We start from the raw sequence: 19,232 nt of genomic DNA on the forward strand, positions 1-19,232 counted from the left end.
ACCGCTCCCCGGTGATGGCCGGATCGGTGCGTGTGCTGTCAAGGATACCGCGACTGGGCTGAACCCCTCACGTCTCGATCGCCCCCGCGCCAGAGGCGAGATGTTCCCGAAGCGAGTAGCCGGGGTCATCGCGACGCCGTTCCAGGTAACCGTCGAAGTCCAGCTGGCTTCGCAACGACTCCCCTCCGCGCATCCGCGCCGCCTGCCTCGCCTCGATCTCGGCGATATCGCGGGCAAGCGCCACCACCTGGTCAACCTCATCGTGCGCAAGCACGAGCACGCCGTCGTCGTCCGCCGCGACCATGTCGCCGGGCATGACCCGCACTCCGCCGAGAGTCGCCGACCGCATGGGGTCGCCCCCGCTCGGAACCCGGGTGGGCCCGAGCGGCATCGCGCCGGTGCTGAAGACGGGGAGCCCGATGTCCCGGAGCTGCGCGGTGTCGCGGTGAAGGCCCCAGATGATGACGGCGGCAAGGCCAGCCTGCTTCGCCTCGAGCACGACCAGATCACCCACGCACGACTCATCCGTGCGTGCACCGTTGTCGACAACGAGCACGCCGCCCTCCGGGGCAGCGTCGATCGACTCGAGGATCACGTCCACGCTTCCGAGGTGGGTCACGGGCACAGCCGGTCCCATGAGCGGCGGGGTCGGAAAGAGGGGCGCCAGGGTGGCGGGCGCACAACGCACCGGGCGCGTGAGCCGCACGAGCGCGTCGGCGAGAGCAGCGGTGGGCGGGACATCCGTCATGGTCGTCTCCTTCACGGTGGTGTGGCGACAGATTAGGACATGAGGCGGTGCCATGCTGGAAAGCATGGACGTGAGAGCGCAGACCCTCGACGAGCTTCGCACCCGCACGAGCGTGAAATGGCGAAGCTACCCCGCGGATGTCCTCCCCCTCTTCGTCGCCGAACACGACTTCCCGCTCGCGGAGCCCGTCGCCGACGCACTTCACGCGTGCATCCGCCGCAGCGACACTGGATACTCCTCCGGCGGACCCGAACTCCCCGAGGCGTTCGCCGGCTTCGCGCTCTCGCGATGGGGTTGGCAGGTGGACCCCGCCCATGTCCGTTCCACCGCCGACGTCAGCATGGGAATCGTCGAGTGCCTGCGCGGGCTCATAGAACCGGGCGACCGCGTCGTCATCACTCCCCCCGTCTACCCGCCGTTCTTCGAACTCGTGCGGGAGGCGGGCGGCGTCGTCGCAGAGGCGCCACTTCTCGAGGACGCCGAGGGGTGGCATCTCGACCTCACCGCGATCGAGGATGCGTTCGCAGCCGGGGCGAAGGCCATGGTGCTCTGCAACCCGCACAATCCGCTGGGCCATCCGCACGATAGGAGCGAGCTTGAGGCACTCGCCGCGATCGCTGAACGGCACGGTGCCACAGTCGTCAGCGACGAGATCCACGCCCCCCTCACCCATCGCGACGCCCGATTCGTTCCGTTCCTCACCGTCAGCGAGGCCGCCCGCGAGCACGGGATCTCCATCACCTCGGCGAGCAAGGCCTTCAACCTCGCGGGGCTCAAGTGCGCCGTCATGGTGACGGCGAGCCCGCGCATGCGCGCCATCATCGAGGGCATGTACCAGGAGGTGTTCTGGCGCACGAGTCACCTCGGCGTGCACGCGAGCATCGCGGCGTTTCAGCATGGCTCCGAGTGGCTCGACGGGCTCCTCGCCTCACTCGAGGAGAATCGTGCGCTGCTGTCTCGCCTGATCCACCAGAAGCTGCCGGGGGTCGGCTTTCGGGAGCCGCGCGCGAGCTATCTCGCCTGGCTGGATGTTCGCCGGCTACAGCTCGGAGACGAGCCTGCGCGGCACCTGCTCACGAGGGCCCGCGTGGCGCTCGGGGCGGGCCGTGACTTTGGTGTGCAGGGCACAGGATTCGTACGGCTGAACTTCGGATGTTCGCCGGAAGTGCTAACGGACGCCGTCGATCGTATCGCCGCCGCTACCATCGGCACCTATGACCGCCACTGATGTCGCCGCCGATTCCGCCATCCTGCTCTCCGTGACCGACGGCCTCGCCCGCGTCACTCTCAATCGGCCGCAGCGCCTCAACGCGATCGACGATGTCGCGGGGGAACTCTGGCGCGACATCGCCCGCGAGGTCACGCAACGCGATGACGTCAAGGCCGTGCTGCTGGATGCTGCGGGCCAGGCGTTCTGCGCTGGCGGCGACGTGCAGGCGATGGCGTCGTCAGAGTATGACGCCGCGACGCTCTCGCACCATGCTGACGTCATCCATGAGGGCCATGCCACGCTCCGCCACGGTGCGAAGCCGATTGTGGCCGCCGTCCAGGGTGCCGTGGCGGGCGGCGGGCTCGGATTCATGCTGTGCGCCGACTACATCGTCGCGGCCGATTCCGCCTTCTTCGCCTCGCGCTACGCTGCGATCGGCCTCACCCCCGACTGTGGCGTGAGCACGCTCCTGCCGGAGGCCGTCGGCATGCGACGCGCGCTCGAACTCACCCTGAGCGATCGGCGACTCTCGGCCGAGGAAGCCTGCGAGTGGGGGCTCGTGACCGAGGTCGTGCCGAGCGCGCAGGTGGGAGCCCGCGCGCTCGAAGTCGCCCAGGGCTGGCTCAGCGGAGCGGCGGGCGCCTTCGGGCAGGCCAGGCGCCTGCTGCGTGCCGCCCCGCTACGCGACGTGCAGGCATCCCTCGACGACGAGGCGCGCACCATTGGCGCGGCCTTCGCAACGGAGGATGCCACTCAGCGCATCGCCGCCTTCACGGCAGGCAAGAAGCGGCCCTGACGCCGGACGACGCTACGCGTCGACCATCACCGCCCTCTCGTTGGGCACGCAGTGGGTCATCGTGAGGCCACTGACGTCGCGAGGTCCGTTCTTGCCGAGGTTCTGCATGCGCTGCACCTCCTCGGCGCTCAGCGTCTGCGTGCGCAGCGGGGCGAGGTCGGCGACGACCTCGAGCCCGATGCCAAGCCCCTCGCCGACACGCTGTCCCAGCTCGTCGTCGCACATGTAGAAGTGCCACACCATGCGCTCCTGCACGGGCCGCGCCGCCTGTCCGATGAGCTCGACGAAATTCGCGACGAGATCGTCCTTCTCCCACTCCTCCATGAGCTGGTAGCGCTGCCCCGCCTGCATGTAGTCGTTGGTGCGCGGAATACGCGCCCGCACGAGGCGCCCGCGCAGCTCGGGGCCGACCTCCGACTGATACTCCCGCGTCGCCTCACGCAGGCCGCCCGTGATCGATGGCTCGTAGTTGACGTGCGGGTTCTCCCCCGTCCCATCGACGTAGTAGGTCATCTGGCCGTCGCGCTGGTTGGTCGCGACTGACGCGTTCTTCGCCTGGTTGACCGGCAGTTGGAGGTAGTTCGGCCCCACCCGGTAGCGCTGCGTGTCGCTGTAAGAGAACGTGCGACCGACGAGCATCTTGTCGTCGGAGAACTCAAGGCCGTCGACGAGCACGCCCGTGCCGAAGGCGATCTGCTCGTTCTCAGCGAAAAAGTTGTCGACGTTGCGGTTGAGCACCATCCGGCCCACATAGCGGGTGGGGAACTCGTTCTCCGGCCAGACCTTCGTGTCGTCGAGCGGGTCGAAGTCCAGCTCTGGATGCTCGTCGTCCGTCATGAGCTGCACATACAACTCCCACTCGGGGTAGTCGCCCGACTCGATCGCCTCATAGAGATCTTTCGACGCGTGACCGAGGTCACCCGCCTGAATGGCCGCGGCATCCGCCTCGGTGAGGCTCTTGACACCCGCCTTGGGAATCCAGTGGTACTTGACGAGGTGGCTCTCGCCCTCAGCGTTGACCCAGCGGTAGGTGTTGACGCCGAAGCCCTGCATCGTGCGGTAGTTCGCGGGGATGCCGCGCGGGCTGAAGAGGTTGACGAGCATGTGCATCGCCTCAGGAGTCTGCGACATGAAGTCGAAGATGCGTGCCGGCTCCTGCCGGAAGGTCACGGGGTCGGGCTTGAGCGCATGGATCACGTCAGGGAACTTGATCGCGTCGCGGATGAAGAAGACCGCGAGGTTGTTGCCGACCAAGTCCCAGTTGCCATCCTCCGTGTAGAACTTGACGGCGAAGCCGCGAGGATCGCGCGCCGCCTCTGAAGAATCGCGGCCACCGATCACCGTCGAGAAGCGGATCGCGAGGTCCGTGCGCTTGCCCTCCTCCTGGAAGAGCTTCGCGCGCGTGTACTTGGAGATCGGCTCGTCGCCGACGCGGCCAGTGGCCTCGAAGTAGCCGTAGGCGACGGCACCGCGGGCATGCACGACGCGCTCGGGAATGCGCTCGCGGTCGAAGTGGCTGATCTTCTCAAGGAACTGGTAGTTCTCGAGGGTTGCCGGGCCACGCGGTCCGACGGTGCGCTGGTTCTGGTTGTCGGCGACTGGGTGACCCTGCCTGTTCGTCAGAATGCCGCCGGCCTTCTGGGTCGCCTTCGTGTCCGCCATGTGCTCGCTCCTCACGTCGCCACTGATCGTCATCCGAGCGCCTCATAGGGGCCGCTGCCCCCGTGCGCCCGTCTACAGTCCCACTGTGCCCCGCTTGTGCGAGTCGTGCATGAATGCACGGTGAACATGGAGGATGCTGTTGGCGCGGGCCTAGTATTGGCCCATGCCCCTCGGCGCGACGCCTACCGCTTCGCCCGCAGGCGGCACATCGCCTCACGCCCACCCCTTGAAAGGATCGTCGCGTGTCGACTCTCTCCCTCAGCATCGGCCGGCCGACCCTCGCCGACCGTCTCTTCTCCCGCAGCCTCGCGACCGACATCGTCCTGGTGACTGCGGGAGCCGCGGTCACGGCTGTGGCCTCGCAGCTCTACATTCCGATCCAGCCGGTGCCCATCACGATGCAGACCCTCGCGGTGCTCCTGGTCGGCAGCACTCTCGGGGCGGCGCGCGGTGCTCTCTCGATGGTGCTGTACATGGCACTCGGTCTCGTCGGCCTGCCCGTCTTCAGCGAGGGCGCCTCCGGGGCCGCCGTACTCTTCGGCGCCACAGGCGGCTACATCGTCGGCTTCGTCTTCGCGGCAGCTCTCACCGGGTGGCTCGCGCAGCGCAACTGGGACAAGAAGTTTCTAGGGGCTGCTATCTCCTTCAGCGCGGGCACCGTGGTGATCTTCGCCTTCGGTCTCATCGGACTCGCGATCGTTCTCGGCGGGACCCTTGAGCAGACGCTCGCCTGGGGCCTCTACCCCTTCATCCTCGGTGGCGTCGTCAAGGCCGCCCTCGCTGCGGCGATCATCCCGGCAACGTGGAAACTCGCCGACCGGATCGACGCTCGGCGCAACTGAGCCGCGATCTCTCGCGATGGCCCGACCACACGTGGTCGGGCCATCGTCGTTCTCGGGACTATGCTGTAGGGCGGGCTTTTTTACACTGAGACCAACAAAGCTCTGGTTTCCCTCCCGCTCACCGTCCGCCACAGCTCCCGAGGTACGAATGCTCCGCGCCCCCCACACCTTCTCTCTCCTTGGTTCCATCGCCATCGTCGGCCTGCTCGCGGGCTGCTCGAGCACGACCGTCACCTCCGATGAGCCGGTAGAGGGCGGCGTGCTCGTCTACGCCACGGGCGACGCCGAGCCTGACTGCCTCGATCCTCACGTTGGCGGCAACTACCCACAGGCCCTGCTTGCGACGCAGTATCTCGAGTCCCTCGTGTCGAAGAATGCGGAAGGGGACATCCTGCCCTGGCTCGCAGAGTCCTGGACGGAGAGCCCCGATGGATTGAGTTGGGAGTTCACGCTGCGCGAGGGCATCGAGTTCACCGACGGCACGCCTCTCAACGCCGCAGCCGTTGCGGCGAATATCGCCCATCTGAAGGACCCCGAAACCGGCTCCTCGACCGGATACCTTGCCCTCGGCAAGGTCGAGTCGACAACCGTCGTGGACGACCTCACGCTGCGCCTCGACCTCACTGCTCCCGACAGCGCCCTCCTCGACTCCTTCAGCATGCCCTGGCTCGGCATCCAGTCCCCCACCGCCCTGGAGCGCGGCGAGGAGGTCAACTGTGCGTCTCCTGTCGGGACTGGCCCCTTCATCGTCGAGAGCTGGACGCGCCAAGACAGCATCACCCTCGTGCGCAACGAGGACTATTCCTCCGCCCCTGAGGACGCGGCTCACGACGGTCTCCCCTACCTGGACGGCATCGAGTGGCGCTTCATTCCCGACGCCACGACGCGCTACGCGGCCCTGCAGTCTGGGGAAGTGGACGTCATTGACAATCCGCAGCCCAACTCGCTCGCCGCTGCCCTCGACGGCGGCGAGATCACGGCGCTGCTCGCCCCGCGTCCCGGTGCCTCCAACCGCATCGAGCTCAACTCGAGCAAGCCGCCCTTCGACGACCCCCGAGTACGCGAGGCGTTCGTGCGCGCAGCGGGTGTCGACGAAGGCATCGAGAGCCTCTTCTTCGGTACGGTCGACCGCTCCTACTCGGTGCTGTCGAGCGTCGAGAAGGAGGCGCTCTCGGCTCCCGAATACTTCGAGGGTGACCTCGACGCAGCGAACGCGCTTCTGGATGAGGCGGGCTGGACCGAACGCGACGATGAGGGTTACCGCGTGCGAGACGGCGAACGACTCACCCTCTCCTTTCCCGTGAGCACGAACCAGTCGGTGCCCGCCGAGCAGTCGCTCTTCGAGCAGCTGCAGGCCACGACGAAGGATGTCGGCTTCGAGGTAATCCTCGAACCCCTCGATCTCTCGAGCTGGTACGGCGCGCTCTTCGCACACGAGTACAACCTCGTGAGCGCCCCCTACACCAAGGTGGGCCCGGACGTGCTGCGCATCCTCTACCACTCCGACTCCACCGTTCCCGCACCGAGCGGCTACTTCGCCAACCTCGCGCAGCTGAAGGACTCGGAGCTCGACGCCCTGTTGACGCAGGCCAGCGAGACGAGCGACCCCGCGCTGCGCGGTGAGCTCTACGAGCAGGCGCAGGAGATCGTCCTCTCCGGCTACTACGCCATCCCGCTCTACGACCAGCAGAACAACTACCTCCTTGGCCCGGATGTCCGGGGCGTGCGCGCCCTGCCAACAGTCTCGACGCCGACGTTCCACGATGCCTGGCTCGCCCGCTGACGCGAGCGTGACGCACTGCAACGGATGCCCGTGAGCGGCGCTCGGCGCGTGCTCCGTTGGCTCGCGGTTCGGCTCGCGGGCGCCGTGTTCGTGCTGTGGTCGATCGCGACGCTGATCTTCTTCGCCCTCCGACTCGTGCCCGGCGATCCGGCGCTCGCCATACTCGGGGGCCCGGGATCGCAGGCATCCGAGGAGGCGCTCGCTCTCGTCCGGCAGGAGTACGGCCTCGACCGCCCGGTTAGCGAGCAATATCTCCTCGCGATGGGCCGCCTGCTCGTGGGAGACCTGGGAACCTCCTACTCGCTTCGCCAGGACGTCCTGGGTCTCATCGCTGAGCAGTTCTGGGGCACCCTCCTGCTCACCGTCCTCGCCCTCGCGACGGCCTGGCTGCTGGCACTCGGGCTCGCGACGTGGGCGACGCGAGGTAGCCGCGCGGGGCGAGCCGTGGCATCCGCTCTCGAGATCGTCGCGGCGGCTGTGCCCCACTTCTGGCTCGCGTCGGTGCTCATCCTTCTCTTCAGCACGACGCTCGGAATGCTGCCTCCCGTGAGCGTGCCGGGGCCCCTCGGTCTCGTGCTGCCCGTCGTGACGCTCGCCCTGCCGCTCGCTGGCTTCCTCGCCCAGGTCATGCGCGAGTCACTCGCTGACGCCCTCGAGTCGCCCTTCGCGCTCTCCGCTCGGGCGCGTGGGGAGTCTGAGACAGGCGTGCGCCTGCGCCACGCCGTCCGCCATGCCGCCCTGCCTGCCATCTCGCTCTCGGGCTGGGCATTCGGTTCTCTCATCAGTGGCGCGGTCGTCGTCGAGACGGTCTTCGCCCGCCCAGGCTTGGGGCGGAGTCTGCTCAAGGCCGTCACGGACCGAGACATTCCCCTTGTCACGGGAATCGCACTCGTCTCCGCACTGGCCTTCGTGCTGGTCACGATCGCGACCGACGCTCTCGACCGCGTCGCCGACCCGAGGCTGAGGGGCTCGTGACCGCCCCCGAGACCGCGGGGACGGGACTGCGGACCGCACACCTCGCCTCTCGCCCCGGCGCACGTCCGACCGTTGGCGAGATCATCAGCGTGCTCATTCTGCTCCTGATCGTGCTCGCCGCCGTGGCACCCCGACTGCTGGCGCCGGGCGACCCGCTCGGCATCAGCCCGGCAGATGCCTTCCAAGCGCCGTCGTGGCAGCACCCTTTTGGCACGGACGAGTCCGGACGCGACGTCTACACTCGGGTCGTCCACGGGGCGGGAGAGTCGCTCCTGATCGGCCTAGCCGCGACCGCGATCGGCCTGGGACTCGCCCTCGTGATCGGCATTCTGGGTGCCGTAGCGGGCCGTGCCGTCGACTTCGCGACGACCCGGATCAACGAAGTGCTCTTCGCCCTTCCGGGTCTCCTCCTCGCACTCGTGTTCATCGCGATCGTCGGGCCGGGAGTCGCCACAACAACCGTGGCGGTGGGGCTATCGACCGCGCCGGGATACGCCCGTATCATCCGCACCCAGATCCGGGCGGTTCGGGGCTCGGCCTACATCGAGGCCGCCGTCGTGCTGGGGCACAGCAGCCCGCGCATCCTCGGCCGCCACATCCTCCCCAACGCACTCGCCCCCGTCTTCGTGCTCGCGACCCTTGGCGTCGGTCAGGCCATCGTGTGGGCATCCTCTCTCAGCTTCCTCGGTCTGGGGGCCGTTCCGCCCGCTCCCGAATGGGGCGCGATGCTCGCGGCCGGGCGCCCGTATATCGAGCTCGCGTGGTGGATGACGGTCTGCCCGGGACTCGCGATCGTGGCGACGGCCGCCGCTTCGACGGCGCTCGGCCGCAGCATCCAGGCTCGCACTCGGCAGGGGGACGGATGAGCGAGCCCCTGCTCTCGGTCGAGGACCTGCGCGTCTCGTTCTCCGGCGTGGCTGCCGTCGACGGTGTCTCCTTCGATGTCGCGGCGGGCGAATGCCTCGCGCTCGTCGGCGAGTCGGGTTCCGGCAAGAGCGTGACCGCGAGATCCCTTCTTGGCCTCGCGGGGAGCAGTGTGACTGCCCAGCGCCTGTCCCTCGGAGGCCGTGACCTGCTCCGCGTCTCGCCACGCGACTGGCGCGAGATTCGCGGGGGCGAGATCGGGCTCGTGCTGCAGGATGCGCTCGTCTCGCTCGACCCGTTGCGCCCCGTCGGTCGGGAGATCGATGATGCGCTGCGGCTGCACACAACCCTGAAGTCCGGCCAGCGCCGGGAACGGGTGATCGAACTGCTTCACGCCGTCGGCATGCCTGAACCCGAGACGCGAGCCGGCCAGCGTGCCGGCGAGCTCTCGGGCGGCCTGCGCCAGCGCGCCCTCATCGCAAGCGCGATCGCCGCCGGGCCGCGGCTCCTCATCGCCGACGAGCCGACGACCGCCCTCGACGCGACTGTCCAGGCACAGGTGCTGCAACTGCTCGGCGAGCTGCGCTCCTCCGGCACCGCCCTGCTACTGATCAGCCACGATCTTGCTGTCGTGCGGGAGGTGTCTGATCGCGTCGCCGTCATGCGCGCGGGGCGCATCGTGGAGAGCGGCGCGACCGAGGAGGTGCTGCGCAACCCCCAACACGAGTACACCCGCGAGCTGATCCGCTCGGTTCCTTCCGGCGTGCCGCGTGGGGTGCCCCTGCTCTCTCCCGCATCGGCCTCCACGGATGAGCGGCGGACGGCGGGCGCGGTTATCCTTGAGGCGCGGGGTGTCAGCAAGGTGTTCCCCCGCCGCCACGCCGCTCCCCTGCTCGCCGTCGATGACGTCTCACTGCGGCTCGCTCGCGGGTCGACGCTTGGGCTCGTAGGCGAGTCTGGCTCGGGCAAGACGACGCTTGCGCGACTTCTCCTCGGCCTCGAGGAGCCTGACTCGGGCACCGTCCTTCTCGACGACGAGCCGTTCAGCGACGTTCCCGAGCGATCGCGACGCCCACGGCGGCGGATGCTCGGGGCTGTCTATCAGGACCCCCTCAGCTCCTTCGACCCGCGTCACAGTGTGCGCCGCATCCTCCTCGACGCGGTGGGGAAGGGCGCAGAGGCGGACCGACGGATCGCGGAGCTTCTCGACGCGGTCGGTCTGCCCAGCGCGGTGTTGTTGCGCCGCCCACTTCACCTCTCGGGCGGCCAGCGCCAGCGTGTCGCGATCGCCCGTGCTCTGGCGCCGCGCCCCGCGGTGATTGTGTGCGACGAACCCGTCTCGGCACTCGATGTCTCGGTGCAGGCGCAGGTGCTCGACCTTCTTGACGAGCTGCAGCGGGAGTTCGGCCTCGCCTATCTCTTCATCTCGCATGACCTCGGTGTCGTTCAGCACGTCAGCGACCGCATCGCCGTCATGCGCGCGGGCCGTATCGTGGAAGAGGGCGAGGCCTCGGAGGTCTTCGCATCGCCGAGCCACGAGTACACGAGGCGCCTGCTCGCCTCCTCCCCGCGTCTCGACCTTGGGACGGAGTGAGTATGGCAACACGATCGGCACGGGGACGACCTCCCTCGGCCTCACGCGAAATGCTCCAGGATGCCGCGTTCGAACTCTTTCTCGAGCAGGGCTACGCCGCCACGACCGTCGAGCAGGTCACGCGGCGGGCGGGGGTCAGCCGCAACACCTTCTTCAACTACTTCGACGCCAAGGCTGACGTCTTCTGGGTCGAGCTGGATTCCGCACTCACGCAGTTGGCGGAGTTACTCGCCGCCGTACCCGACTCGGCCTCCCCACTGCCGGCCCTGCGCGTGCTCCTGTTCGACCTCGGCGAGGGCTTCGGGGCCGGCGACGTGCCGTTCGCCCTCACCCAGCACGAACTCATCGGCAGCACGGGCGACCTCCAGGCTTCCGCCGTGACGCGATTCATGACCGCCGTACGCCTGATTCGCCGCTTCCTCGCAGAGCGAGGCATCTCGGATGCGCGGGCTCGAGCCATCGCCTATGCCACAGTTGGGGCATCCGTCGCGGCGGCGGAGGCCTGGGCTGCTGCGGGGACCTCCCGAGGGTCGCTCCGCTCGCATCTGGAACCCGTCGTCGGGCCTGTCCTCGACGGATTCGGGAGCGCCGAAGGGGACGCCCGTCGCTGAGGCACCGTTGGGAACGCTTCGCTAGGATTGGCCCTGCACTCAGCACACTCAGGCACCTCAGTACGGACACGGTGCCGCACACACCGAACCGGAGCATCCCATGGCCGACGCCATCCCCGACAAGCCCGCCCTCGAAGGCCTTGAGCAGAAGTGGGGACCGGAGTGGGAGTCGCGGGGAACCTACCGCTTCGACCGCGCGTCGGCCACGCGCGAGAACATCTACTCGATCGATACCCCGCCGCCCACCGCCTCTGGCTCCCTCCACATCGGGCACGTCTTCAGCTACACCCACACGGATGTCATGGCTCGGTTCCAGCGCATGCGTGGTCGCACCGTCTTCTACCCCATGGGGTGGGACGACAACGGCCTGCCAACAGAGCGTCGCGTGCAGAACTACTACGGCGTGCGCTGCGACCCCACGCTCCCCTACGACCCCGATTTCACGCCCCCCTTTGAAGGTGGCGACAACAAGAGCTCGAAGGCGGCCGACCAACTACCCATCAGCCGCCGCAACTTCGTCGAACTGTGTGAACGACTCACGGTCGAGGACGAGAAGCAGTTCGAGGATCTCTGGCGCAAGCTTGGGCTCAGCGTCGACTGGAGCCAGACCTACCGCACCATCTCGCCCGAGGCTCAGGCGACCGCCCAGCGCGCGTTCCTGCGCAACCTGGAGCGCGGCGAGGCCTACCAGGCGGATGCCCCGACCCTCTGGGACGTGACCTTCCGCACGGCGGTGGCCCAGGCGGAGCTCGAGGACAAGGAGCAGCCGGGCGCCTACCACCGCCTCGCCTTCCACGCTCCCGACGGCAGCGACATCCACATCGAGACGACCCGGCCGGAACTGCTCCCGGCCTGCGTCGCGCTTGTCGCGCATCCGGATGACGAGCGCTACCAGGCGCTCTTTGGCACGACCGTGCGCACCCCGCTCTTCGACGTCGAGGTCCCCGTCGTGGCCCACCACCTCGCCCAGAAGGACAAGGGATCGGGCATCGCCATGATCTGCACCTTCGGCGACCTCACCGACGTGATCTGGTGGCGCGAGCTCAACCTGCCCAACCGCGCCATCATCGGCTTCGACGGCCGCGTCGTGAGCGAGGCTCCCGCCGCCATCACGAGTGAGAGCGGCCGAGCGGCCTACGCGGAACTTGCCGGCAAGACGGTCTTCAGCGCCAAAAAGGCGATCGTGGAGATGCTGCAGGGCACGGGCGAAATGATCGGCGACCCGAAGCCCATCAGCCACCCCGTCAAGTTCTTCGAAAAGGGTGACAAGCCCCTCGAGATCGTCTCGACCCGGCAGTGGTACATCACGAACGGCGGGCGGGACGAAGCCCTGCGACGCGACCTCGTCGCCCTCGGCGAGACGATCGACTGGCACCCCGACTTCATGCGCGTGCGCTACGAGAACTGGGTGGGCGGCCTCAATGGCGACTGGCTTATCAGTCGGCAGCGCTTCTTCGGCGTTCCGATTCCCGTCTGGTACCCGCTCGACGGCGACGGCAACCCTGTCTTCGACTCCCCCATCGTCCCCGCGGAGGCACAGCTGCCGGTCGACCCCTCCTCGGATGCCGCACCCGGCTACGAGGAGAGCCAGCGGGGCGTGCCCGGCGGCTTCATCGGTGAGATCGACGTCATGGACACCTGGGCGACCTCCTCGCTGACGCCGCAGCTCGCGGGCGGCTGGGAGACCGACCCTGAGCTCTTCGAGCTCGTGTTCCCCTACGACCTGCGACCTCAGGGCCAGGACATCATCCGCACCTGGCTCTTCTCGACCGCCCTGCGCGCCCACCTCGAGCACGGCGGGGTCGCTCCGTGGAAGAACGCCGCGATCTCCGGCTTCATCGTCGACCCCGACCGCAAGAAGATGTCGAAGTCGAAGGGCAACGTCGTCACGCCGGCGGGCATGCTCGACGAACACGGCTCCGACGCCGTCCGCTACTGGGCGGCCTCTAGCCGGCTAGGAACGGATGCCGCGTTCGACCCGCAGAACCCCAAGCAGATCAAGATCGGCCGCAGGCTCGCGATCAAGGTGCTCAACGCATCCAAGTTCGCCTACTCCTACGAGCTCCCGTCGGGCGACTTCTCCATCACTGCCCCGCTCGACGTCGATGTGCTCGCCGAGCTCCACGCTGTCGTCGCAGCAGCGACGGCCGCGCTCGAGGACTACGACCACGCGCGCGCCCTCGAGACCACGGAGCAGTTCTTCTGGACCTTCTGCGACGACTATCTCGAGCTCGTCAAGGAGCGCGCCTACGGCGCCTCGACCCCGGAGGGCCAGGCAAGCGCCGTGCTCACGCTCCGCGCGGCGATCGACGCCATGCTCCGCCTGCTCGCGCCGTTCCTCCCCTTCGCCACCGAAGAGGTGTGGTCGTGGACGCACAAGGGCTCGATCCACGCCGCCGAGTGGCCCGTCGCCCCCGGTGACGACGCTCCCAGCGGGCTCCTGCCCGCCGTGAGTGCCGCCCTGATCGGGATTCGCCGAGCCAAGACGGATGCGAAAGCCTCCCAGAAGACGCCCGTCACCTCCGCTTCCATCGTCGCGCCCGCGGAACAGCTCGAACTGCTCCGGCTCGCGGAGGACGATTTGAAGGCCGTCGGACGCATTGGAGAGCTGTCGTTCGTCGAGGGCGAGGAACTCGCCGTCGTCGACATCGTCCTCGCCGAGCAGCCCGCCTGATGCAACTCGGCACGCGCTGGTCGGTCGGGGCTTCCAGCCCCGACCGTCTGCCGGAGCCCGTGCGGAACGCGGTGCGTGAGGTCGACGCGGAGCTGTTGGCGCTCGCATCCGCCGACTTCGACCCCACGACGTGGCGCTGGACGCTCACCTGGCTTGAAGGCCGGCCCGTCGTCGAACTCGATGACGGTACCGTCGTGACTGTGGATGCGGCGGGCGAGGTTCACGTCACCCCGCCGTCGTGATCGACGACACGACTGCCTCGCGGGCCGAAGCCCTCGCGGCGATGGCGGACGTGCTCTCGACACTCCTGGCCTGAACCTCGTAGCATCAGTAGCCCCGCGTCGAAGGGCACGATATGACTCTCGCAGAGCTTCTTGACCTCGAGCATCAGGGCTGGAAAGCCCTATGCGATGGCACCGCCGCCGAGTTCTATGGCCAGATCATGACCGACGATTCCGCCATGGTGCTCGCGGGAGGGCTCTCCCTCGACCGCCAGGGCGTCATCGACTCCCTCGGTGCCTCCCAGCCCTGGCAACGCTATGACATCAGCGAGGAGCGCATCATCCGTCTCGGTGAAGACGAGGCCATCCTGCTCTACACGGGGCGTGCCTCTCGCGACGACGGCGATGAGTTCGCGGCACGCATGGCGAGCGTGTACACGCGTCGGGTGGGCACCTGGAGACTCGTGCACTACCAGCAGACGCCGATCGACTGAGCGGTCAGCGGCGGCAGAGGAGCTCGCCGTGTGGCATGCCCATCCAGCCGTCGGATGCAGCCGCCCAGTCGCTCCAGGCATCCGCGATCCGCTGCAGCTCTTCCTCGGTTGCGAGTCCGCGCTCGACGGCGTGCTTCGCGAACTCGGACTTGAGCGCACGGTCGTGCCACGACGAGCCCCACCACGCTCGCTCCTCGTCTGAGGCGAAGCACCAGATCGATGCGGAACTCTCGAGCCGGGTGAAGCCCGCTTCGCGCGCCCACTGCTTGAGCCGACGACCCGCATTCGGCTCTCCGCCGTTGCTGCGGTGCACGCGCTGGTACAGGTCCGCCCAGCTCTGCAGGCCGGGGGTCTCTGGGTAAACCATGGTTCCCGCGTAGTCCACGTCCCGCACCGCGACAACGCCGTCCTCCCTCACCACGCGGCGCATCTCGCGCAGGGCGGCAACGGGGTCGCCCAGATGCTGGAGCGTCTGGTGGGCGTGAACGATGTCGAAGCTGGCATCCGCGAAGTCCAGCGCGTAGGCGTCACCCTCGACAAACTCGGCGTTCGTGACGTTCCGCTCGGCAGCGAGGTTCCGCGCACCGTCAAGCACCCCTGCGGCAGCATCAAGTCCGATGACGCGCCCCGGAGTCACCCGCTCAGCCAAGTCGACCGTGATCGTGCCAGGCCCGCATCCGATGTCGAGCACCTCGAGGCCCGCACGGATGCTCGGAATCAGGTATGCCGCAGAGTTCTCGACCGTGCGCCACGAGTGGGACCGCAGCACGCTCTCGTGATGACCGTGGGTGTAGCGCTCAACCATGTGGGCAACACTAGCGCCCGCTCGGCTCCCGCCGCCGCCAGGCAAGCCACCCCATGATGATCGCACCGACCAGGAGGCCCCAGAATGCGGAGCCGATGCCGAGCACCGTCACCCCCGACGCGGTCACGAGGAAGGTCGCGATGGCTGACACCCGATGTGGTTCCTGCGCGAGGGCCGACGTGATCGAGCTGATGAGCGCGCCGAGCACGGCGAGCCCCGCGACCGCGATGATGAGGATGGGCGGGGCCGCGCTCACAATGGCGGTCGCGACGCCCGCGCCGAGGCCGAGGAGGAGGAAGGTCGATCCACTGCTCACGGCCGCGATCCAGCGGCGCGACGCATCCGGATGGGCTTCGGGGCTCGCCGCGATCGCGGCAGTGATCGCCGCGAGATTGACCAGTTGCCCGCCGAAGACGGCACCAGCGGCCGAAGCGATTCCCGTGCCAAGGAAGACGGGGCGCGCCGGCACCTCGTAGCCGAAACTGCGCATGACGACGAAGCCCGGCACATTCTGGCCCGCCATCGTCACGATGAAAAGCGGCAACCCGATGCTCACGATCACGAGCGGGTCGAAGACGGGGGCGACGAGAGTGATGCTGGGTGCGAGACCCCCATCCGCCATCCAGTCCGGCCCCGCCGCGACGAGGATGGCGATGACCGCGACGACCATGGCGGAGGGAACCGCCCAGCGCGGGGCGAGCCGGAACAGCACGAGCCACACGAGCACGATGGGCAGCGCAAGAAACGGATGCTCGATGACCGCCGTGACGGGCGCGAGACAGATGGGAAAGAGAATGCCCGCGAGCATCGCGCTCGCGAGGGGCGTCGGGATGCGCGTCATGGCTCTGCCGAGCGCGGGCCAGAGTCCGCACAGGGCGACGAGGGCGCCCGCGACCATGAAGGCGCCGACGGCCGATGCGAAATCGACGGCGCCCGTCGAGACGGCGACGAGCACGGCGGCACCGGGTGTCGACCAGACGACCGAGATGGGCTGCCGATAGCGCAGCGAGAGCAGGATCGTGACGATGGCGGATGCAACACACAGCGCCAGCAAGCCGGAGGAGGCTTCGGCTTCCGTCGCCCCCACCGCCGCGAGTCCCGCCACGACAAGGGCGAAGGATGACGCGAAACCGCTGATCGCGGCGACAATGCCCGATGAGACGGGCTGGGCGATTCCTGCCCGTCGCCCGCGGCGACTAGGCAGATTTCTCCTGACGCGAGGCCTTGCGCGGCACGATCGTGGGCGCGGCACCGTTGATCACGGCCTCGCGTGTCACGACGACGCGGGCGATCTGGTCATCGGAGGGCACGTCGAACATGATCGAGCCGAGCACCTCCTCCATGATCGAGCGAAGGCCGCGAGCACCGGTCTGACGCAGGACGGCGAGATCTGCGATGGCCTCGAGGGCATCCTGCTCGAACTCGAGCTCCACGCCGTCGAGTTCGAACATCCGCCGATACTGCTTGACGAGGGCGTTGCGCGGCTGGGTCAGGATGTCCATGAGCGCGATCTGATCGAGCGGCGTTACCGTCGTCACGACCGGGAGTCGCCCAATGAACTCGGGGATGAGCCCGAACTTGTGCAGGTCTTCCGGCAGCACCTCGCTGAAGAGGTTCACGTCGTCGCCCTTGCTGTGCAGGGGGGCTCCGAAGCCGATGCCCTTCTTGCCGGCGCGCTGGGAGATGATCTCCTCCAGGCCCGCAAAGGCGCCAGCCACGATGAAGAGCACATTCGTCGTGTCGACCTGAATGAATTCCTGGTGCGGATGCTTGCGCCCGCCCTGCGGGGGAACGGAGGCGACAGTGCCCTCGATGATCTTCAGGAGCGCCTGCTGCACGCCCTCGCCTGACACGTCGCGCGTGATCGACGGGTTCTCCGCCTTGCGGGCGATCTTGTCGATCTCGTCGATGTAGATGATGCCCGTTTCGGCGCGCTTCACGTCGTAGTCCGCCGCCTGGATGAGCTTGAGGAGGATGTTCTCGACATCCTCGCCCACGTAACCGGCCTCCGTGAGGGCGGTTGCATCGGCCACCGCGAACGGCACGTTGAGGCGCTTGGCAAGAGTCTGGGCCAGGTAGGTCTTGCCGCAACCCGTCGGGCCGATCAGGAGGATGTTGGACTTTGCGATCTCGACATCGTCGGCCGCAGCATCCGCGGGAGCGATCGTATTGCGTGCCCGGATGCGCTTGTAGTGGTTGTAGACGGCCACCGAGAGGGCCTTCTTGGCCTTCTCCTGCCCGATGACGTACTCCTCGAGGAAGTCATAGATCTCGCGCGGCTTCGGCAGATCAAACTCGCTCGTGGCGGTCTCGCCTGCCTCGGCGAGGCGCTCCTCGATGATCTCGTTGCACAGCTCGACGCATTCGTCGCAGATGTACACGCCGGGGCCCGCAATGAGCTGCTGCACCTGCTTCTGGCTCTTGCCACAGAAAGAACACTTGAGCAGATCGGCGCTCTCGCCAATTCGAGCCATGCGCCCCCTCCTCCATCGATTGGAATAGTGGCTACGAGCCTAACCCGTTCCAGTGACACTGTGCTGCAATACGGCTCTTCCGCGCGCCTAGAATGGCCGTGCACGCTCGAAACGGAAAGCACGGGGTGAGGTCATGAGCAGGCAGAAGGCATTCGTGGGGCGACCGTCCGCCGCCGTCGCGCTCGCCCTCACGGCCGCCGTCCTCACTGCCGTGGGCTTCGCCGCGCTGCCCCTCACCGCACTGCCCGCCACCGCGCACAACAGTGTCGTCGACACAGTGCCCGCCGAGGGTGAAGTGCTCTCGGAGCTCCCCGAAGCCTTCCTCGTCACCACCAGTGACACGCTTCTCGATGCAAGCGCCGCGATGCAGGTGACGGATGCCGCGGGTCTCTACTACGGGGACGGCTGCGTCACGATCGACGGCCCCAGCATCAGCACGCCGGCCCTTCTGGGTGAGGCCGGCGAATACACGCTCGCCTGGCAGGCAGTTTCGGCCGACGGCCACACGATCTCGGGCACGATTCCGTTCCGTTGGGAGCCTACGGGCGATGCCCCCCTCTCCCCCGGATCGAGCGAGCCGCCCGTCTGCGGTGAGACCGTAGCGAGTCCGAGCCCCGAGCCCGAGGAGGCTGCCGAGGACGGATCCGAGGTCGGAGACGATGGGGACGAGGCATCCGCCAACCCCAGCCCCACCGAGGAGAGCGAGGCGGAGTCGAACGACGACCTCGTGTTTCCGTGGATCGTCGGTGGCACGATCGTCGTCATCATCGCCGTCGGCGTCGTTCTGTTGCTGACCCGTCGCAGGGATTCATGACCCAGCGGCAGTCTGCTGCGCTCCGCGGCTGCCTGGTCGCGCTCTTCGCCACCCACGTGGCGGCCTTCTCGCACGTGACCGGTGGTGGCGGTGAGCCGCAGAGCGTCGCGCTCATCCTGGCCCTCGCCTTCTCGGTTCCTCTCTGCATCGGCCTCTTCCGGGCTCGCGTCTCGCGTCTCACCCTGGCCGTTTCGATCGCCGCGACACAGGCGGTGTACCACACGCTCTTCGCCGTCTTCGGAACGGCGGATGCAACGGCCACAGTGTCCTTCGTGCCCGCGGCCGGTCATCACCACCATGCCGCCGTGCCCGTGCCGACGGGCGCGGGCTCCGGTCCCGAGCTTTCGATCGCGCCGACTCCCGAGATGGTCGTAGCACACGTTGTCGCCGCCATCTTGACGTTCGGTTTCGTGCTCGTGCTGCGCGACGCCCTCGCGCGGAGCCTGTCGCGAACAGTCGTGTCTTCCGTCATGAGCGCGCTGGCGCGGCTGCGCTATGCGGTCGGCGTCGCGATGCGCCTCCTCGCGGATCCGCCCGCCGCCTTTGCACGGCTCCGGCTCGCGCTCTCCCCCGTGGATCCTCCGGTCAGACCGGGGGCGCGACCCGTGCTGTCGGGCTTCCTTCAACACTGCGGTCCTCCAGCAGCGTCCTACGTCTGATCGAGC

Annotated in this window: 18 protein-coding genes; 13 read left to right on the forward strand and 5 right to left on the reverse strand. The window is 67.9% G+C overall.

Annotated features, from left to right (window positions below):
- Nucleotides 1-67 precede the first annotated feature (67 nt).
- A complete protein-coding gene (locus tag OH146_RS02615; protein ID WP_265157097.1) occupies nt 68-748 on the reverse strand; it encodes an RraA family protein in 681 nt (226 codons plus the stop codon).
- Between the two features lie 64 nt (nt 749-812).
- Between OH146_RS02615 and OH146_RS02620 the strand changes: the two genes are divergently transcribed.
- Both OH146_RS02620 and OH146_RS02625 read left to right on the forward strand, forming a co-directional pair.
- Complete coding sequence (locus OH146_RS02620; protein ID WP_265157099.1) at nt 813-1,976, forward strand: MalY/PatB family protein; 1,164 nt, start codon at nt 813-815, stop codon at nt 1,974-1,976.
- Complete coding sequence (locus OH146_RS02625) at nt 1,963-2,754, forward strand: enoyl-CoA hydratase/isomerase family protein (protein WP_265157101.1); 792 nt, start codon at nt 1,963-1,965, stop codon at nt 2,752-2,754. The genes OH146_RS02620 and OH146_RS02625 overlap by 14 nt, the downstream gene beginning before the upstream one ends.
- A 12-nt stretch (nt 2,755-2,766) precedes the next feature.
- Here the strand turns inward: OH146_RS02625 and OH146_RS02630 are convergent, their stop codons facing one another.
- Nucleotides 2,767-4,416, reverse strand: coding sequence for a catalase (locus OH146_RS02630; RefSeq protein ID WP_265157103.1), 1,650 nt, complete (start codon nt 4,414-4,416; stop codon nt 2,767-2,769).
- A gap of 242 nt (nt 4,417-4,658) precedes the next feature.
- Between OH146_RS02630 and OH146_RS02635 the strand changes: the two genes are divergently transcribed.
- The 9 genes from OH146_RS02635 to OH146_RS02675 all read left to right on the forward strand — a co-directional run bounded on the left by OH146_RS02635 (nt 4,659) and on the right by OH146_RS02675 (nt 14,474).
- Entirely contained in the window at nt 4,659-5,258 is a 600-nt protein-coding gene (locus OH146_RS02635) for a biotin transporter BioY (RefSeq protein WP_265157105.1), read from the forward strand.
- A 148-nt stretch (nt 5,259-5,406) separates the two neighbouring features.
- On the forward strand, nt 5,407-7,041 hold the full coding sequence (locus tag OH146_RS02640) for an ABC transporter substrate-binding protein (RefSeq protein WP_265157107.1): 1,635 nt from the start codon (nt 5,407-5,409) through the stop codon (nt 7,039-7,041).
- A 30-nt stretch (nt 7,042-7,071) separates the two neighbouring features.
- Entirely contained in the window at nt 7,072-8,016 is a 945-nt protein-coding gene (locus tag OH146_RS02645) for an ABC transporter permease (protein WP_265157110.1), read from the forward strand.
- Nucleotides 8,013-8,882: an ABC transporter permease gene (locus tag OH146_RS02650; RefSeq protein ID WP_265157112.1), complete on the forward strand. Its 870-nt coding sequence runs from the start codon at nt 8,013-8,015 to the stop codon at nt 8,880-8,882. Before OH146_RS02645 ends, OH146_RS02650 begins: the two co-directional genes overlap by 4 nt.
- Nucleotides 8,879-10,474 carry a dipeptide ABC transporter ATP-binding protein gene (locus OH146_RS02655; RefSeq protein ID WP_265157114.1) on the forward strand — a complete coding sequence of 532 codons (1,596 nt, stop codon included), beginning with the start codon at nt 8,879-8,881 and terminating at the stop codon, nt 10,472-10,474. The genes OH146_RS02650 and OH146_RS02655 overlap by 4 nt, the downstream gene beginning before the upstream one ends.
- A 2-nt stretch (nt 10,475-10,476) precedes the next feature.
- On the forward strand, nt 10,477-11,085 hold the full coding sequence (locus OH146_RS02660; protein WP_265157116.1) for a TetR/AcrR family transcriptional regulator: 609 nt from the start codon (nt 10,477-10,479) through the stop codon (nt 11,083-11,085).
- A 100-nt stretch (nt 11,086-11,185) separates the two neighbouring features.
- Nucleotides 11,186-13,759: a valine--tRNA ligase gene (gene valS / locus OH146_RS02665; RefSeq protein WP_265157118.1), complete on the forward strand. Its 2,574-nt coding sequence runs from the start codon at nt 11,186-11,188 to the stop codon at nt 13,757-13,759.
- Nucleotides 13,759-14,001, forward strand: coding sequence for a hypothetical protein (locus OH146_RS02670; protein ID WP_265157120.1), 243 nt, complete (start codon nt 13,759-13,761; stop codon nt 13,999-14,001). The genes valS and OH146_RS02670 overlap by 1 nt, the downstream gene beginning before the upstream one ends.
- Nucleotides 14,002-14,114: 113 nt before the next feature.
- Entirely contained in the window at nt 14,115-14,474 is a 360-nt protein-coding gene (locus tag OH146_RS02675) for a nuclear transport factor 2 family protein (protein WP_265157122.1), read from the forward strand.
- 4 nt (nt 14,475-14,478) lie between these two features.
- Here OH146_RS02675 and OH146_RS02680 read toward each other — a convergent pair whose 3' ends face one another.
- From OH146_RS02680 to clpX, 3 genes are read right to left on the reverse strand one after another with little or no spacing between them, the layout of a single operon-like run.
- Nucleotides 14,479-15,279 (reverse strand): methyltransferase domain-containing protein, encoded by an 801-nt coding sequence (locus OH146_RS02680; protein WP_265157124.1) that lies wholly within the window; start codon nt 15,277-15,279, stop codon nt 14,479-14,481.
- 10 nt (nt 15,280-15,289) lie between these two features.
- Nucleotides 15,290-16,531: a benzoate/H(+) symporter BenE family transporter gene (locus OH146_RS02685; RefSeq protein ID WP_434056243.1), complete on the reverse strand. Its 1,242-nt coding sequence runs from the start codon at nt 16,529-16,531 to the stop codon at nt 15,290-15,292.
- The gene (gene clpX, locus OH146_RS02690; RefSeq protein ID WP_265157126.1) at nt 16,476-17,753 is read right to left on the reverse strand and encodes an ATP-dependent Clp protease ATP-binding subunit ClpX; all 1,278 of its coding nucleotides are present in this window, start codon (nt 17,751-17,753) and stop codon (nt 16,476-16,478) included. The genes OH146_RS02685 and clpX overlap by 56 nt, the downstream gene beginning before the upstream one ends.
- 133 nt (nt 17,754-17,886) lie before the next feature.
- Between clpX and OH146_RS02695 the strand changes: the two genes are divergently transcribed.
- Together OH146_RS02695 and OH146_RS02700 are read left to right on the forward strand one after the other, a co-directional pair.
- Nucleotides 17,887-18,567 carry a copper resistance CopC family protein gene (locus tag OH146_RS02695; RefSeq protein WP_265157128.1) on the forward strand — a complete coding sequence of 227 codons (681 nt, stop codon included), beginning with the start codon at nt 17,887-17,889 and terminating at the stop codon, nt 18,565-18,567.
- On the forward strand, nt 18,564-19,226 hold the full coding sequence (locus OH146_RS02700; RefSeq protein ID WP_265157130.1) for a hypothetical protein: 663 nt from the start codon (nt 18,564-18,566) through the stop codon (nt 19,224-19,226). The genes OH146_RS02695 and OH146_RS02700 overlap by 4 nt, the downstream gene beginning before the upstream one ends.
- Nucleotides 19,227-19,232 lie beyond the last annotated feature (6 nt).

It is taken from the genome of Homoserinimonas sedimenticola (genome assembly GCF_026094475.1).
In the GTDB taxonomy this organism is placed as follows: Bacteria; Actinomycetota; Actinomycetes; order Actinomycetales; family Microbacteriaceae; genus Homoserinimonas; species Homoserinimonas sedimenticola.